The sequence below is a fragment of the Streptomyces sp. NPDC007025 genome, assembly GCF_042869455.1.
Classification (GTDB): domain Bacteria; phylum Actinomycetota; class Actinomycetes; order Streptomycetales; family Streptomycetaceae; genus Streptomyces.
Genome location: NZ_JBIAFT010000003.1, coordinates 88,103 through 102,548 on the forward strand (window position 1 = coordinate 88,103; position 14,446 = coordinate 102,548).

Sequence of the window (14,446 nt, forward strand, 5' to 3'; positions counted from 1 at the left end):
GTGGGATGGTCAGCGCAGTTCGAGTCCGGCGAGGTCACCCGCCTCGCGCCAGCGCCGGAGGATGTTCACGAACTCCACGGAGCCGCCGCCGTAACTGGAGTTGAGCAGCGGCAGCCCGCCCGGATCGCCCTCGTTGTTGTACAGACCGGGTGTGCAGTTCTCCAGGAAGTCGATGTCGTTGCTGGCGAGCCGGAGGATCTCCTCGACCCATTCCTTCTCGCCGGTCCCGGACGCCTCCACGACCCGGTGGCCGCGCTCCTCCACGCACTTGACGATGTGCGCGAGGTGCCGGGACTGCTCGCCCAGCATGTAGGCGATGTTGACGTGCCGGCCGGCCTGGATCTTGGACAGGATGAAGCAGTTGGGGAAGCCGTTCACCTGCAACCCGTGCAGGGTGTGCGCGCCGTTCGCCCACTTCTGCGACAGCCTCAGGCCGTCGCGGCCGACGATGTCGTAGCCGGCGCGGTCGGTGTACGGGACGGCAAACTCGTGCTCGTATCCGGTGGCGAAGACCAGGCAGTCGAGCGGGTACTCCCGGCCGTTGGCGACCACTCCGGCCGCGGTGAGCCGCTCCACGCCCTGCCCCTGGGTGTCGACCAGGGTCACGTTGGGCCGGTTGAAGGTCTGCAGGTAGCTGTCGTGGAAACAGGGCCGCTTGCAGTACACGCGGTAGTACGGCTTGAGGGCCGCGGCGGTGGCCGGGTCGCTGACGAAGCTGTCGATGCGGGCCCGCAGTTCCTCCATCTTGCGGAAGTCGGCCTGTTCGGCCGCGAGCGCCCGCTCCTTCGGGTCGCCCCCGGTGTCGCCGGTGGGCAGGATCGCGGCGGCCAGCTTGGCCGTGGTCTGGGTCCAGCGGTCCTGGACCAGGTCCTCGTCCTGCGGGATGCCGGAGGTCAGCGCGTGGAAGTTCTCCATGCGGCGCTGCTGCCAGCCCGGTTCGAGGCTGTCCGCCCAGTCCGGCTCGGTGGGCCGGTTGCCGCGGACGTCGACCGCCGCCGGGGTCCGCTGGAAGACGACGAGCTGTTCGGCCCACTCGGCGAGGTGCGGGGCGATCTGGACCGTCGTCGAGCCGGTGCCGATGACGCCGACGGTCTTGTCCGTCAGCCCGGTCAGACCGCCGGTGCTGTCGCCGCCGGTGTAGTCGAAGTCCCAGCGGCTGGTGTGGAAGGAGTGTCCGGCGAACGTCTCCAGACCCGGCAGCCCGGGGAGTTTCGGGCGGTGCATCAGGCCGATCGACATGGCCACGTACCGGGCCCGGATGACGTCCCCGCGGTCGGTGCTCACCAGCCACTTCCCGGCGGCCTCGTCCCAGCGCAGCTCGGTGACGGTGGTCTGGAAGAGGGCGTCGCGGTAGAGGTCGTACCTGCGGGCGATCTGCTGGAGGTGCGCGAAGATCTCGGGGCCGGTGGAGTACTTCTCGGTGGGTATCGTCCCGATCTCTTCGAGTATCGGCATGTAGATGTAGCTCTCGACGTCGCACCGGACCCCGGGGAAGCGGTTCCAGTACCAGGTACCGCCGACATCGCCCGCCTCGTCGATCAGCCGGATGCGCTCCAGGCCGGTCTCCTTGCGCAGATGCGCGCCGGTCAGCAGGCCGCCGATGCCCGCGCCGACGACGGCGACGTCCACCTCGTCGGTGAGCGGCTCGCGTTCCTTGCGCTCGGTGTAGGGGTCGCGCGCATAGCGGCTGAAGTCACCGCGCGCGAACTGGTACGTGCGACCGGCGCTGCGCTTGTCGCGTTCCTGCCGGTACTTCTCCCTCACCGCTTCCAGGTCGATGGCCGGTGTCTCGTCGCTACGGTCGTCGCTGTCGGCGCGGGCCACAGCTACTCCTCGGGGGAAGGGGACGGAAGGGGAACATGACGCCACACCTCGTCGAACTGGGCACGCAGCCGCTGCGCGGCGTCGGAGTTGCTGAACAGGTAGAACCGGTCGGTGCCGAGGGCTTCCCAGACGAGCCAGGCGACGTCCTCGGCGCTGACCGACGTGTCACCGCCGGCCCCGCGCGGGGCCGCCAGGCCCTGCACCATGGGGGTGTCGACCCGGCCGGGGCACAGCACCGAGACCAGGATCCCGGTGCCCCGCAGATCGGCCCGCAGACTGCGGGCGACCGCGAGGTCGGCGTGTTTGGAGGCGGCGTAGGCCGCGCTGCCGGCGCCGACGACGAAAGCGGACATCGACGCCGTGTGGATCAGATGGGCCGGGCGGCCGCGCTCCAGGAGCCGGGGGACGAAGGCGCGGGCCACCAGGACGTGCGCCCAGTGGTTGGCCTCGAAGACCTGCCGCATCCGCTCCAGCGGAACCTCCCACAGCGGCTGCCCCACGGGGCCGAGCACCCCCGCGTTGTTGCACAGCACGTCGATGCCGCCGAGCCGGTCGAACGCCGTCTCCGCGAGCCGGTCGACGGCGTGCGGATCGGTCAGGTCGGCCGTCACCGCCGTGACCTGGGCGCCCTGTGCGGCGAGTTCGGCTGCCCGGCGGTGCACCGCCTCGTCGATGTCCGTCATGAGCACGCTGACGCCGGCCCGCGTGAAGCGGGCGCCGAGGGCGAGGCCGATGCCGCTGGCGGCGCCGGTCACCACGGCCGTCCTGGTCTGCAGGTCCACTGGGCTCTCTCTCCGCTCTGCGCGCGGGTGCGGCGAAGGGCAGCGCGCTGTTGCTCGCGAGAAGGTCCGTTCCGGTGGCGCCGTTCGGGAAGGAGGATGTCAGCGGGGGTCGGGGAGCTTCAGACTGATCACGAAGACGGTCGCCGCGAAGCAGGTCAGCAGGGCGAGGACGAGCACGGCCGCCGTCGCTGTCGAGAACGGGCCGTCCAGGGAGACGAAGAGGGTTCCGCCGACGGTCGTGCCCAGCGCGGTCGCCATCTGCTGGCTGGTCACCAGCACACCGCTGCCCATGCCCGCCTGCGCGGGAGGCACGTCGGCGAGGATCATCCGGAACAGCGTGGGACCGATCAGCGCCGCACCGGCGCCGAAGAGGGCGATCCCGATGAGCACGAGCGTCAGGGAGGGATGCGGCCAGCCCAGCCCCAGCACCAGTGCCAGCAGCACCAGACCCGCGCCCTGGACGAGGGCTCCCAGGGCGACGATCCGGCCGCCCAGGGCCGCCACGATCTTCGGGGTGAACCGGGCCACCGCGAAGAACGCCACGGCGAACGGCGCCAGTCCCCCGCCGGAGGCCAGCCCGTGGAACCCGAAGTGTCCCTGAGCGATCAGCGCGTAGACGAAGAGGAAGGCACCGAAGCCGGCCTGGAACGGCACCACGGCCACCAACCCCCTGCGGGTGCCCGGATGGGACAGCACCGACGGGGACAGCAACGGTGAGCCGCCCCGCGCCTCCAGTCCGCGCTCGACCCGCACCAGCGCCGACAGCCCCGCCGCGGCGAGCACGAGCAGCGCCCACAGCCACAGCGGCCAGCCCAGGTCGGGCCCCGCCACGACCACGGCCAGGACGCAGACCATGGTCGCACCGAACAGCAGGGTGCCCAGCGGGTCGAACCCGGGCCTGGTCCCGGCCCTGGTCGCGGGGATCCGCCGGATCGCCAGCAGTGCGGCCACCCCGACCGGCACATTGATCAGGAAGACCGACCGCCAGCCGATCCCGGCCACGTCCAGCGAGACCAGCAGACCGCCCAGGATCTGCCCGACGACCATGCCCAGGGCCGCGGTCACGCCGTACATGGCGATCGCGCGGGCGCGCTCGCGGCCCTGGCTGACAGCCTGGATCGTCGCCAGCACCTGCGGTACGAGCATGGCGGCGGCGGCCCCTTGGAGCAGCCGGGCCGTGACGAGGAACTCGATGGTCGGCGCGAGTCCGCACAGCGCCGAGGTGACGGTGAACGCCGCCAGCCCGTACGCATAGAGTTCCCGCCTCCCGAAGGCGTCGCCCAGCCGTCCGCCCAGCACCAGGCCGAGGGCGTAGGTGAGGCCGTACCCGGACACCACCAGCTCCAGCGCTGCCGGGCCGCCGTGGAGATCCTCACCGATCGGGTCCAGCGCCACATTGACGATGGAGGCGTCCACGATGGACAGGGCGTACCCGATGAGGACCACCACGAGGGCGACACCGCCGAGCCCCGCGGCGGCCGGTTCCGGACCGCCGGAGGACGCCGGCGTCGCCCCGGGGTCCTTCGGCGGGGAGAGTCCCTCGCGATGCGTCATGTGCTGCCTGCCCGGGGGTGCGTGGGGGACGGTGGGAGAGGGTGCGGGGCCGACGTCACTCGACGGCGGTGGGAGTACCGGTGATCTTGGAGAAGATTCCCTTGGAGGCGTCCTTCGCGGACTCCGGCCAAGGCGTCAGCGCGTTGAACCCGCGGTGCGAGGAGGCGGGCTGGACGCGGGTGTCCATCGACATCCGCATGCGGGCCGGGTTCGCCGAGACGTTCGGGATGGACTTGTGGCACATGAAGGCGTGGAACAGGAGCACGTCGCCCGGCTCCATGGAGGAGAACAGCAACTGCTCGTCCCCGCCGAACTCCTCCGCCGGGACACCGCGCACGGGGTGGCCGAACCGGCGGAAGTTCTCGGTGACGACGTGCTCGCGGGGGCCCTTCTTGTGGCTGCCGTCGGCGAGGGCGACGCCGCCGGTGTCCCGGCTCGTCGGGAGCAGCGGTATCCAGGCGGTGCGGAAGTCCTTGTTCGGGCCTATGTAGAAGCCGTCCTGGTGCAGCGGCGTCAGGAAGCTCGGCTCCTCGGAACCCGCGGCGGACGGGTAGTAGCGGATCGTCGTGGACTCGAAGACGAAGACGGGCTCCCCGAAGACCTTCTCCCAGACCTTGACGGTCGAGGGGTGGTTCCACAGGTCGTCGTACTTGACGTAGTCGTGCATGGCGACCTCGTCGACCGCCTCGAAGGAGTCGATGGCGAGGTTCTCGAGCGTGGTGCCGGGTGCGGCGTGGCCGAGTGCGATCAGCCCCTCGAGCATCTGCTCGGCGGCGGTCCGCACGAGTTCAGGGTCCAGCGCGCCGCGCAGACAGACGTAGCCGTGCTCGTCGTAGAACCGCTCGAGGGCCTGATGGTCGTCGAGAAGGGGTGTGCAGTCGACGTAGTCGCTGAATGTGTCCGTCATGGTTCCTTGTCCTCGTGATGGGGGAAGGAGCATTGAACTTCCGAACAGACCGGCGTCTTCGAGGGCGCCGGATGAGGCGGAGGCGACGAGAGGCGACCGCCGGAACGGCCGGTGCTGACATCCAGGGGTCCGAGGCCGGCCCGGCCGCGGGGACGGCCCCGTGAGCGGGAGTGGGTGTGTGCCGGGCCACGCGGGCGCCGGCGCCCGACGCGCGGAGCGGCCCGGTGGTACCGGAGCGCCGCTGTCCGCGCGGCCGGCGAGGCGCCGCTCCGGAGCGGGAGCGGCCCCGGCCCGGTCTGCGCGGTCCGGACCCGGAACGGTGGACGGCCGTGCGGTCGCTCGGGCGGTGCCGGTCAGAAGGTAACGGGGATTTCATCGAACCCGCCGGTGATCCGGTGCTCCTGCCAGCGCAGTTCCTCCTCGGGTACCGCGAGCCGCAGATCGGGCAGTCTGCGGAACAGCCGCTCGAACACCGCGGTCAGCTCGATCCGGGCCAGCACACGGCCGATGCAGTGCCGGGTGCCGTGCCCGAACGACAGATGCGGTCTGGGCCTGTCCCTGGTGATGTCCATCAGGTCGGGGTCGGGGTACGCGTGGCCGTCGATGTTGGCCGCGCCGATGGCCAGCAGCACTGCCTCCCCGGTCCGGATCACCGTGTCGCCGACGGCGATGTCGCTGTGCGCGTAGCGGGGTACGAGCGCGTTGGACCCCTTGCCGCCCACGGCCAGGCGCAGGATCTCCTCGACCGCGCCCGGGGCGAGTTCGGGCTTCTCGGCCAGCAGGGCGCGCTGCTCCGGATTGCGCAGCATCAGCAGCGTGCCCAGGTCGATACGGACGATGGTGGTCTCGTAGCCGAAGAGCAGCACGGCGTTGCCCAACTGGGCGATGTACTCGTCGGACAGCGAACCGTCCTTGGCCGCGATCAGCTCGGACAGGATGTCGTCGCCCGGCTCGGTGCGCTTCCGCGCCACCAGTTCCGTCGTGTAGTCGACGACCTGCTGGAAGGTGTGCGCCGAGTGCCGGCCGTCGTCGCTCTGGTCGAAGGTGCCTCTTGCCCACTGGCCGAACCGCTCCCGGTCGGCCCACGGCACTCCGAGCAGGTCGCAGACCACCATGGTCGGCAGCGGAAACGACAGCGCACGGTGCAGGTCGGCGGGCCGGGGGCCGGCGGCCAGTTCGTCGAGCAGTTCGTCCACGTGCTGCTCGATCCGGGACTTCATCATGCGCATCCGGCGGGTGGAGAACCGGGGGACGAGCAGCTCACGCATCTGCGGATGGTCGGCGGCCTCGGTCTCGTAGTCGTCCCCGGCCATCAGCGCCATCATGGTGCTCCGGGCCGTGGTCTTGGCCTGCCGCGCCGGGTAGGGGTTGCTGAGACCGAGCCGGCGGTCGGCGAGCAGCGCCCGGACCTCGTCGTAGCGGGTGACCAGCCAGGCGTCCTCACCGGCCGCCCGCACCGGGGTGATCGGCCCCTCGTGCTGCAGCGCGCGCATCCGGGGCGCGACACCGAGCACGGACGGATTGTCGAACGGTAGTGTCGGCAGTTCCTCCATGTCCCCCGTCCTCATGAGTCAGGCATGGCTTCGTCGGACATCCGGGCACGCCGACGGCATCGGTGACGTCGGGTGCGCCGCGCACCGGTCGACGGGCGCGCGGAGATGTCGGCCGCCGGTCCGGCGGACGATCATTGCTGACGTGCGGGTGGTGCGGGTGCCGGGTCGGGCTGGTAACTACAGGGACGATCCGACGAGCAGTGCCAGGTCGATGAGGCGGTTCGAGTAGCCCCACTCGTTGTCGTACCAGCCGACGACCTTGACCTGCGGGCCGGACACCCGGGTGAGTCCGGCGTCGAACACACAGGAGGCCGGGTCGCCCACGATGTCGCTGCTGACCAACGGCGCGTCCGCGTAGGACAGCACACCCTTGTACGGTCCCGAGGCCGCTGCCGCGTACGCCTCCTTCACCTCGTCCACCGTGGTACCGCGGCGGGTGGTGACCGTGAGGTCGGTGACCGAGCCGGTCGGCACGGGCACCCGCAGCGCGAAGGCGTCCATCCGGCCGGCGAGTTCCGGGAGGACGAGGCCGATGGCCTTGGCGGCGCCGCTGGAGGTGGGCACGATGTTCATGGCCGCGGCCCGGGCCCGGCGCAGGTCCTTGTGCGGGGCGTCCTGAAGGTTCTGGTCCTGTGTGTAGGCGTGCGCCGTGGTCATCATGCCGCTGTCGATGCCGACGGCGTCGTGCAGCACCTTGGCCAGCACACCCAGGCAGTTGGTGGTGCAGGAGGCGTTGGAGATGATGGTGTGCCGCTCGGGGTCGTAGTCACCGTCGTTGACCCCCAGGACCACCGTGATGTCCTCGTCCTTGGCCGGCGCGGCGATGAGGACCTTCTTCGCGCCGCCTTCAACATGTGAACGCGCCTTCGCGGCGTCGGTGAAGATGCCGGTGGACTCGATCACGATGTCCACTCCGAGGTCGCCCCAGGGCAGGTTGCCCGGGTCGCGCTCGGCGAGCACCTTGACCGTCCGGTCCCCCACGCGGATGGCGCCCGACTCGGCGGTGACCTCCTCGGGGAAGCGGCCCAGGATCGAGTCGTAAGCGAGCAGGTGGGCCATCGTGGGCACGTCACCGAGGTCGTTGACAGCGACGACCTCCAGCTCCGAGCCCCGCGCAGCCGCCGCACGGAAGACGTTGCGACCGATGCGTCCGAAACCGTTGATGCCGATTCGCACAGTCATGGGCGTTGTTCCTCACCTAGCGCTCTAGAAGTCTTTGACGCGCCGTTGCGCCGAGGTGCACTGCAGGCCGTGTGCCCGGACGAGGCTCCGGCACGCGATCAAGCACGAGCTTATATAAGTTTGCGATACATTTCCAGGGTGATTCACGCTCAGCGTGCCGATCCTGCAACCGACTTGGCGGCAGCTGCCCCCTCACCGGCGCGTTCGAGAAATCAACCGCCGCCACATCCGGCCCCCGGGGGGGCGCGGAGCCGTCGCAGCCGACACCGTGCGAGTCGGCTGCCCGGGTCGCCGACCGTCCGAGGCGGCCGACCGGACGCGCCGGGACCGAGCAGCACGGCCGGCCGGGCTCCCCCGACCGGTCACCCGGCTCGCGCGCGGCGGACCCGTGGAACGCCACCCCGGCCCGGCTGAGCCGGCCGCCGGCATCGACATCCCCGGCACAGGGACCAGGATCACCTGCCGGCGTGCACCGCGGTCCGACGTTCCTCCAGCCCGAAGGGATGCGGCGAAGGAGTGGGCCGAACTGTCACGACCTTGACAACCGACGTCGGCCCGCCATGCTTTACGCGCGTAGAGAATGCCCGTGTACCGCCGTACGCGCTCCCCCTACACCCGGAGGCCCAGGTGCCGTTCCGCTCGCCCTTCCTGCCGCCCCGCTCCGCGCCCCGGCCCCGGACACCGCTCCGGCGGCTCCGGGCCGCACCGGCCGCCGTCGCCGCCGCCTGCTGCGGGCTGCTCGTACTGCCCTCGTCCGCCGGGGCCGCCGACGCGCCCGGCGTCGGCTCCGCGCACGCTCCGCGCATCCACGACATCCAGGGCCGTACCCGGCTCTCCCCGTTCGCGGGCCGGGAGGTCACCGGGGTACCCGGTGTCGTCACCGGGGTCCGCGACTTCGGTGCGGCGCGCGGCTTCTGGCTGCAGGACCCGCACCCCGACCGCGACCGGGCCACCAGCGAGGGGATCTACGTCCACACCGGAGGAGCCAGCCCCGGGGTCGAGACCGGCGACGCGCTGCGGGTGACCGGGAAGGTGCAGGAGTACTACCCGGGCGGCAAGGAGGCGGGCAACCAGTCGGTCACCGAACTGAGCGGTGCCACCTGGCGGACCACCGGCCACCGCCCGCACGGAAGGCTGCCGAGGGCCGTCCGGCTCACCGCGCAGTCGGTACCGGAGGCGTACGCGCCGGACGCGGATGGGGGTCCCCCCGGATCCGGAGGATTCGGGGGAGGCAGTATCGAGAACCGGCCGCTGCGCCCGCGCCGTTACGCGCTGGACCACTACGAATCGCTGGAGGGCATGCGCGTCTCCGTGCGCGGCGTGCGGGTCACCGGTCCCACCAGCCGCTACCACGACCTGTGGGTGACCACCGACCCGGCCCAGCACCCGACTCCGCGCGGCGGCACCCTCTACGGCTCCTACGAGGACCGCAACGGCGCCCGGCTGAAGGTCTCCTCGCTGCTCCCCCTCGACACGCACCCCTTCCCGGAGGCCGACGTCGGCGACACGCTGCGCGGCACCACCGAAGGCCCGCTGGACTACGAGCAGTACGGCGGCTACACGCTGCGCGCCACCGCACTGGGCGAACACCGGGACAACGGCCTGGAGCGCGAGCGGACCCGCAGGCAGCGCCGGAACGAACTGGCGGTGGCGACGTACAACGTCGAGAACCTCTCCCCCGCCTCCGAGCCCGCCAAGTTCGAGCGGCTGGCCGAGGGCCTGGTCACCAACCTCTCCTCCCCCGACATCGTCACCGTCGAGGAGGTGCAGGACGACTCGGGACCGCGGGACGACGGCACGGTCGGCGCGGACCGGACGCTCACGAAGCTGACCGAGGCCATCCGGAAGGCGGGCGGACCCTCCTACGCGTGGCGGCAGATCGACCCGGAGGACAAGGCGGACGGCGGCCAGCCCGGCGGCAACATCCGCGTGGCCTTCCTCTACAACCCCGCCCGGGTCTCCTTCACCGACCGGCCCGGCGGCGACGCCACGACCCCGGTGCGGGTCCTGGAGCGGGAGGGCGAGCCCGCGCTGTCCGCCTCACCCGGCCGGATCGCACCGCGGGACGCCGCCTGGGAGGACAGCCGCAAGCCGCTGGCGGGTGAGTTCCGCTTCCGGGGCCGCACGGTCTTCGTGGTCGCCAACCACTTCAGCTCCAAGGGTGGCGACCAGCCGATGGAGGGCCGCATCCAGCCGCCCGCCCGGCACTCGGAACAGCAGCGCGTCGCACAGGCCGAGGCCGTCAACGGCTTCGTGCGCACGCTCCGGGACGTCGACCCGAAAGCCGTCGTCGTGGCGGGCGGCGACTTCAACGACTCCCCCTTCTCCCCCGCCCTGCGCACACTGCGCTCGGGCCACGCGCTGACCAGCCCGCTCGACCGGCTGCCCCGCGACGAGCGCTACGGCTACGTCTACAACGGCAACTCCCAGACCCTGGACCATCTGCTGACCAGCCCGGGCGCCGGGCGGCCCGAGTACGACATCGTCCACATCAACGCGGAGTTCGCCGACCAGATCAGCGACCACGATCCGTCGGTGGTCCGGATCACGCGCCGCTGAGCCGGCGCGGCGAAGCCGCCCCGCCCCGGCCCGCTGCGGGGGCGGCGCGCCCGGCGTCCCCGTCCCGCCGCTCACCGGCGGGACGGTCAGGCCCGCCGCGGCGGCTTGCCGCCTCGGGGCCCGTACGCCGGCGGAACAGCGGGCTGTCCACCGTACGGGGGCGCTCCGGGCGAACCGTGGGGCGGTGCCCCCGGGGCGCCGTGGGGCGGTGCCGGAAGGGTGCCGTGGGGCGAGCCCGGCGCTCCGGGGACCGGGCCCGGACGGCCGGCCGGGCCGTGGGACGGTGCCCCTCCGGCACCCGGCGCCGCTCCGGGTGCGCCGGGGCCGGGCCGGGTTCCGGTCAGGTCCCGCACCAGCAGGGTCGCGCCCGCGACGGCACCCGGCATCAGCGGGACGGCGAGCAGCGGCACCAGGAAGGCCAGCGCCAGCGGCACTCCGAAGCCCAGCGCGAGGGCCTTGCGGCGGCGCAGCATCGCCAGCCGCTCCCGTACCGGGACGCCCCGGCGTTGCAGCGCGACCGAGGCGAGTTCCAGGGTGAGGAGGAATCCCGCGACGCAGAAGCCGAGTGCCGGGACGACGCTCTGCCCGAGCACCGGGACGAAGCCGAGGAAGAAGAGCGGGACCGTGAACAGCAGCGTCCGGAAGAGCACGTAGGCGCTGTCGCACAGCGAGGTCCACAGCTCCCGCCACAGCGGCTGGTCGACGACCTGCTCGGGCAGTCCGCCCTCGCTCTCCTCGACCCGTTCGGAGAGCTTCTCGTAGAAGGGGTCGCCGATCAGCAGGGTGACCGCCGCGAACGTCACCACGGCCAGCATCAGCACGGCGCACCACAGCATGACCGCGAAGACACCGCGGGTCAGGGCGCGGCCGGTGGCATCCCAGTCATCGGCGAAGGGCGTGGCCCAGGCGGCGAGGTCGCCGGCGTAGAAGCCGAGCGCGACGAGGGCCGCCGCGTAGAGGACGAACGTGATCAGCGCGGGCAGCAGCCCGAACCCGAACCACCGCCCGTGGGTGAGCACCCACCGCTGTCCCCGCCCCAAGTACCGCAGCCCGGCCCCAAGATCATGCATATGGCAAGCCTACGGCCTGCGGGCCCGGGGACGGGACGGGTGCGCCCGCCGCCCTCCCGATCGGTTGCGCAGTTGTGACGCCGCGCCGCCGCGCCCCGCTCCAGCGGTGGCGTGGCGGCGCGGGGGCCGCTCAGTTGTGGCTGTGCAGCGCCTCGTTCAGGCCGCCCCACGAGCCGCTGCGCTGCAGGGCCTCGACGGCTCCGGTGACCGAGTTGCGGCGGAAGAGCAGGTTGTCGGCGCCGGACAGCTCCAGCGCCTTGACGATCTTCCCGTCCGGGAGGGTGACACGGGTACCAGCCGTGACGTAGAGGCCGGCCTCGACGACCGAGTCGTCGCCGAGCGAGATCCCGATGCCCGCTTCGGCACCGATCAGGCAGCGCTCGCCGATGGAGACGACCTGCTTGCCGCCGCCGGAGAGGGTGCCCATGATCGAGGCGCCGCCGCCCAGGTCGGTGCCGTCGCCGAGGACGACGCCCGCGCTGATCCGGCCCTCGACCATCGAGGTGCCCAGGGTGCCGGCGTTGAAGTTGCAGAAGCCCTCGTGCATGACGGTGGTGCCCTCGGCGAGGTGCGCGCCCAGCCGGACCCGGTCGGCGTCGCCGATCCGGACGCCCTTGGGGACCACGTAGTCGGTCATCCGCGGGAACTTGTCCACGCTGGTCACCGCCAGGTGCGCGCCGGAGGCACGGGCGGCGAGCCGGGCCTCCTCGACCTTGTCCACCGGCACCGGACCCAGGTTGGTCCAGGCGACATTGGCCAGGTGCGCGAACTGCCCTTCGAGGCTGAGGCCGTGCGGGCGTACCAGGCGGTGGCTGAGCAGGTGCAGGCGCAGATACACGTCGTGCGCGTCCAGCGGCTTGTCGTCCAGGGAGGAGATGACCGTGCGGACGGCGACGATCTCGACGCCGCGGCGCGGGTCCTCCCCGAGTGCCTGCGGTGCGGCGTCGCCGAGCAGCTCGGCGGCGCGCTCGGCGCTCAGCCGCTCGCTGCCCGCCGGGCCGGGCTCCGCGACGAGCTCCGGGCTGGGGAACCAGGTGTCCAGGACCGTGCCGTCGGCGACGGTGGCGAGGCCGGCTGCGACGGCGCCGGTGGTGCGGGTAGTGGGTGCGTCGGTCATACCTCGAACGCTATCCGGATCCGGCGGTCGATGACGAACCGGTCCACGGGCCGGTCGGGGCTAAGGGCGGTCACCGTCCGCGGCCGGGCCCGGGTCGCCGAGCACCCGGGCGAGCGCCGAGCGGACCTCCGTCCGGTCGAAGGGGCGGTCGGTGAGCAGGATCTGCAGCAGCAGTCCGTCGATCAGCGCCGCCAGCGCCCGGGCCGTGGCCGGGTCCGCGGTGTGCCGGCCGACGACCTCGACCCAGTCGTCGATCCAGGCCGCCGCGACCGGCTGGAGCGGAGGGCGGCGCAGGGCGGCGAGGTAGAGCTCGTACTCCAGCCGGATGCGTCCGTGCGCTCCCGAGGCGTATTCCTCCAGGATGCGCGTCATCACGTCCAGCAGGGATTCCTGGCCGGACAGTTCCCGGTCCCAGGTCTCGATCTCGGACTGCGGCCCGCAGGTGACCTGCTGGAGCGCCGCGACGAGGAGATCGTCCAGACTCCCGAAGTGGTAGGTGGTGGAGCCGAGCGGCACGTCCGCTTCGGCCGCGACCGAGCGGTGGCTGAGTGCCGAGATGCCCTTCAGCTCCACCAGCCGGATCGCGGCGTCGATGATCCGCTGGCGCCGCTCGGGGTCGTATCGCCGTCCCATCAGTGCGCGCCTCCCAGGTTGAGCACCACGACTCCGCATATCACCAGCAGCAGGCCGAGGATCTTCGCGGCGGTGACGGACTCACCGATGAACACCATGCCGATCAGCGCGATCGCCGCCGTCCCCGCACCGGACCAGATGGCGTAGGCGGTCCCCACGGACATGCTCTTGAGGGTATGCGCGAGGAGCACGATCGCCACCAGATAGCCGGCCGCCGTCAGCAGCGAGGGCACCAGTCTGCTGAAGCCCTCGCTGTACTTCATCGCGGTCGTCCCCAGTACCTCCGCGAGGATCGCCGCCGCCAGCGTCACATATGTCATGCGTACGAGCGTACACAACGTTGCGTACGGTCGTACACAGGAAGGTTCCGGCCATGCGAACGGCCGCGCACCCCGAGGGTGCGCGGCCGTACGCGGAACAGCTGCCGGAGCGCTCAGACGTTGAAGCCCAGCGCCCTGAGCTGCTCACGCCCGTCGTCGGTGATCTTGTCGGGGCCCCACGGGGGCATCCAGACCCAGTTGATCTTGAGCTCGTTGACGATGCCCTCCGTCGCGGACTGCGCCTGGTCCTCGATGACGTCGGTCAGCGGGCAGGCCGCCGAGGTGAGCGTCATGTCGATGGTGGCGATGTTCGCGTCGTCGACGTGGATCCCGTAGATCAGGCCGAGGTTGACGACGTCGATACCCAGCTCCGGGTCGACGACGTCCATGAGCGCCTCGCGGACCTCTTCCTCGCTCGCGGGCTTGGTGGTCATCTCGGTCATGCCGTCTTCTCCTTGGCCGAGTCGGCTTCCCCCGGCTCCTGCGCGCTCGCGTCCGCCCCGCTGAAGGCCTTCGATGTCGCGTCCTTCCACGCCATCCAGCTCAGCAGCGCGCACTTCACCCGCGCCGGGTACTTCGAGACCCCGGCGAACGCCACGGCGTCCTCCAGCAGGTCCTCCATGCTGTCGTCCGGCTCGAGCTGACCCTTGGACTGCATCAGCTCCAGGAACGTCTCCTGGATCCTGCGGGCCTCGGGCAGTTCCTTGCCGACCAGCAGCTCGTTCAACACCGAGGCGCTGGCCTGGCTGATGGAACAGCCCTGGCCCTCGTACGACACATCCTCGATGGTGTCGCCGTCGTACCGCACACGCAAGGTGATCTCGTCACCGCACGTCGGGTTGACGTGGTGCACCTCGGCATCGCCGTCGCGCAGCCCGCGCCCGTGCGGATGCTTGTAGTGGTCCAGGATGACTTCCTGGTACATCGAGTCCAGCTTCACCGACA

At 71.5% G+C, this 14,446-nt stretch carries 13 protein-coding genes; 1 reads left to right on the forward strand and 12 read right to left on the reverse strand.

Translation table 11 applies throughout. From position 1 onward, the window contains the following. Nucleotides 1–9: 9 nt before the first annotated feature. The 6 genes from ptlE to gap all read right to left on the reverse strand — a co-directional run bounded on the left by ptlE (nucleotide 10) and on the right by gap (nucleotide 7,802). Entirely contained in the window at nucleotides 10–1,824 is a 1,815-nt protein-coding gene (gene ptlE / locus ACFYMO_RS06830; protein ID WP_366774667.1) for a neopentalenolactone/pentalenolactone D synthase, read from the reverse strand. Between the two features lie 2 nt (nucleotides 1,825–1,826). Next, entirely contained in the window at nucleotides 1,827–2,606 is a 780-nt protein-coding gene (gene ptlF, locus ACFYMO_RS06835) for a 1-deoxy-11-beta-hydroxypentalenate dehydrogenase (protein ID WP_366774666.1), read from the reverse strand. A 99-nt stretch (nucleotides 2,607–2,705) separates the two neighbouring features. Beyond that, on the reverse strand, nucleotides 2,706–4,160 hold the full coding sequence (locus ACFYMO_RS06840; protein WP_388544761.1) for an MFS transporter: 1,455 nt from the start codon (nucleotides 4,158–4,160) through the stop codon (nucleotides 2,706–2,708). A 55-nt stretch (nucleotides 4,161–4,215) separates the two neighbouring features. Further along, a complete protein-coding gene (gene ptlH, locus ACFYMO_RS06845; protein WP_366774664.1) occupies nucleotides 4,216–5,067 on the reverse strand; it encodes a 1-deoxypentalenic acid 11-beta-hydroxylase in 852 nt (283 codons plus the stop codon). Between the two features lie 353 nt (nucleotides 5,068–5,420). Beyond that, a complete protein-coding gene (gene penM / locus ACFYMO_RS06850; protein ID WP_388544764.1) occupies nucleotides 5,421–6,635 on the reverse strand; it encodes a pentalenolactone synthase in 1,215 nt (404 codons plus the stop codon). A 162-nt stretch (nucleotides 6,636–6,797) separates the two neighbouring features. Continuing rightward, on the reverse strand, nucleotides 6,798–7,802 hold the full coding sequence (gene gap, locus ACFYMO_RS06855; RefSeq protein WP_366774662.1) for a type I glyceraldehyde-3-phosphate dehydrogenase: 1,005 nt from the start codon (nucleotides 7,800–7,802) through the stop codon (nucleotides 6,798–6,800). Nucleotides 7,803–8,429: 627 nt separating this feature from the next. Between gap and ACFYMO_RS06860 the strand changes: the two genes are divergently transcribed. Further along, nucleotides 8,430–10,361, forward strand: a complete 1,932-nt coding sequence (locus ACFYMO_RS06860; RefSeq protein ID WP_388544769.1) for an endonuclease/exonuclease/phosphatase family protein — start codon at nucleotides 8,430–8,432, stop codon at nucleotides 10,359–10,361. An 86-nt stretch (nucleotides 10,362–10,447) separates the two neighbouring features. Here the strand turns inward: ACFYMO_RS06860 and ACFYMO_RS06865 are convergent, their stop codons facing one another. The 6 genes from ACFYMO_RS06865 to sufU all read right to left on the reverse strand — a co-directional run bounded on the left by ACFYMO_RS06865 (nucleotide 10,448) and on the right by sufU (nucleotide 14,441). After that, nucleotides 10,448–11,431 carry an EI24 domain-containing protein gene (locus ACFYMO_RS06865; RefSeq protein ID WP_388544772.1) on the reverse strand — a complete coding sequence of 328 codons (984 nt, stop codon included), beginning with the start codon at nucleotides 11,429–11,431 and terminating at the stop codon, nucleotides 10,448–10,450. 130 nt (nucleotides 11,432–11,561) lie between these two features. Next, nucleotides 11,562–12,548, reverse strand: coding sequence for a 2,3,4,5-tetrahydropyridine-2,6-dicarboxylate N-succinyltransferase (dapD, locus tag ACFYMO_RS06870; RefSeq protein ID WP_366774189.1), 987 nt, complete (start codon nucleotides 12,546–12,548; stop codon nucleotides 11,562–11,564). A 60-nt stretch (nucleotides 12,549–12,608) separates the two neighbouring features. After that, nucleotides 12,609–13,181: a TetR family transcriptional regulator gene (locus ACFYMO_RS06875; protein WP_366774190.1), complete on the reverse strand. Its 573-nt coding sequence runs from the start codon at nucleotides 13,179–13,181 to the stop codon at nucleotides 12,609–12,611. Continuing rightward, nucleotides 13,181–13,501 (reverse strand): DMT family transporter, encoded by a 321-nt coding sequence (locus ACFYMO_RS06880; protein WP_388544776.1) that lies wholly within the window; start codon nucleotides 13,499–13,501, stop codon nucleotides 13,181–13,183. The genes ACFYMO_RS06875 and ACFYMO_RS06880 overlap by 1 nt, the downstream gene beginning before the upstream one ends. A 113-nt stretch (nucleotides 13,502–13,614) precedes the next feature. Then, nucleotides 13,615–13,944, reverse strand: coding sequence for a metal-sulfur cluster assembly factor (locus tag ACFYMO_RS06885; RefSeq protein ID WP_027759495.1), 330 nt, complete (start codon nucleotides 13,942–13,944; stop codon nucleotides 13,615–13,617). After that, nucleotides 13,941–14,441 carry a Fe-S cluster assembly sulfur transfer protein SufU gene (gene sufU, locus ACFYMO_RS06890; RefSeq protein ID WP_276474694.1) on the reverse strand — a complete coding sequence of 167 codons (501 nt, stop codon included), beginning with the start codon at nucleotides 14,439–14,441 and terminating at the stop codon, nucleotides 13,941–13,943. The genes ACFYMO_RS06885 and sufU overlap by 4 nt, the downstream gene beginning before the upstream one ends. Nucleotides 14,442–14,446: the final 5 nt, after the last annotated feature.

Coding starts and splice junctions, on each gene's coding strand:
- ACFYMO_RS06840 (WP_388544761.1), bottom strand. CDS start 4,160: ATGACGCATCGCGAGGGACTCTCCCCGCCGAAGGACCCCGGGGCGACG.
- ptlH (WP_366774664.1), bottom strand. CDS start 5,067: ATGACGGACACATTCAGCGACTACGTCGACTGCACACCCCTTCTCGAC.
- penM (WP_388544764.1), bottom strand. CDS start 6,635: ATGAGGACGGGGGACATGGAGGAACTGCCGACACTACCGTTCGACAAT.
- gap (WP_366774662.1), bottom strand. CDS start 7,802: ATGACTGTGCGAATCGGCATCAACGGTTTCGGACGCATCGGTCGCAAC.
- ACFYMO_RS06865 (WP_388544772.1), bottom strand. CDS start 11,431: ATGCATGATCTTGGGGCCGGGCTGCGGTACTTGGGGCGGGGACAGCGG.
- dapD (WP_366774189.1), bottom strand. CDS start 12,548: ATGACCGACGCACCCACTACCCGCACCACCGGCGCCGTCGCAGCCGGC.
- ACFYMO_RS06875 (WP_366774190.1), bottom strand. CDS start 13,181: ATGGGACGGCGATACGACCCCGAGCGGCGCCAGCGGATCATCGACGCC.
- ACFYMO_RS06880 (WP_388544776.1), bottom strand. CDS start 13,501: ATGACATATGTGACGCTGGCGGCGGCGATCCTCGCGGAGGTACTGGGG.
- ACFYMO_RS06885 (WP_027759495.1), bottom strand. CDS start 13,944: ATGACCGAGATGACCACCAAGCCCGCGAGCGAGGAAGAGGTCCGCGAG.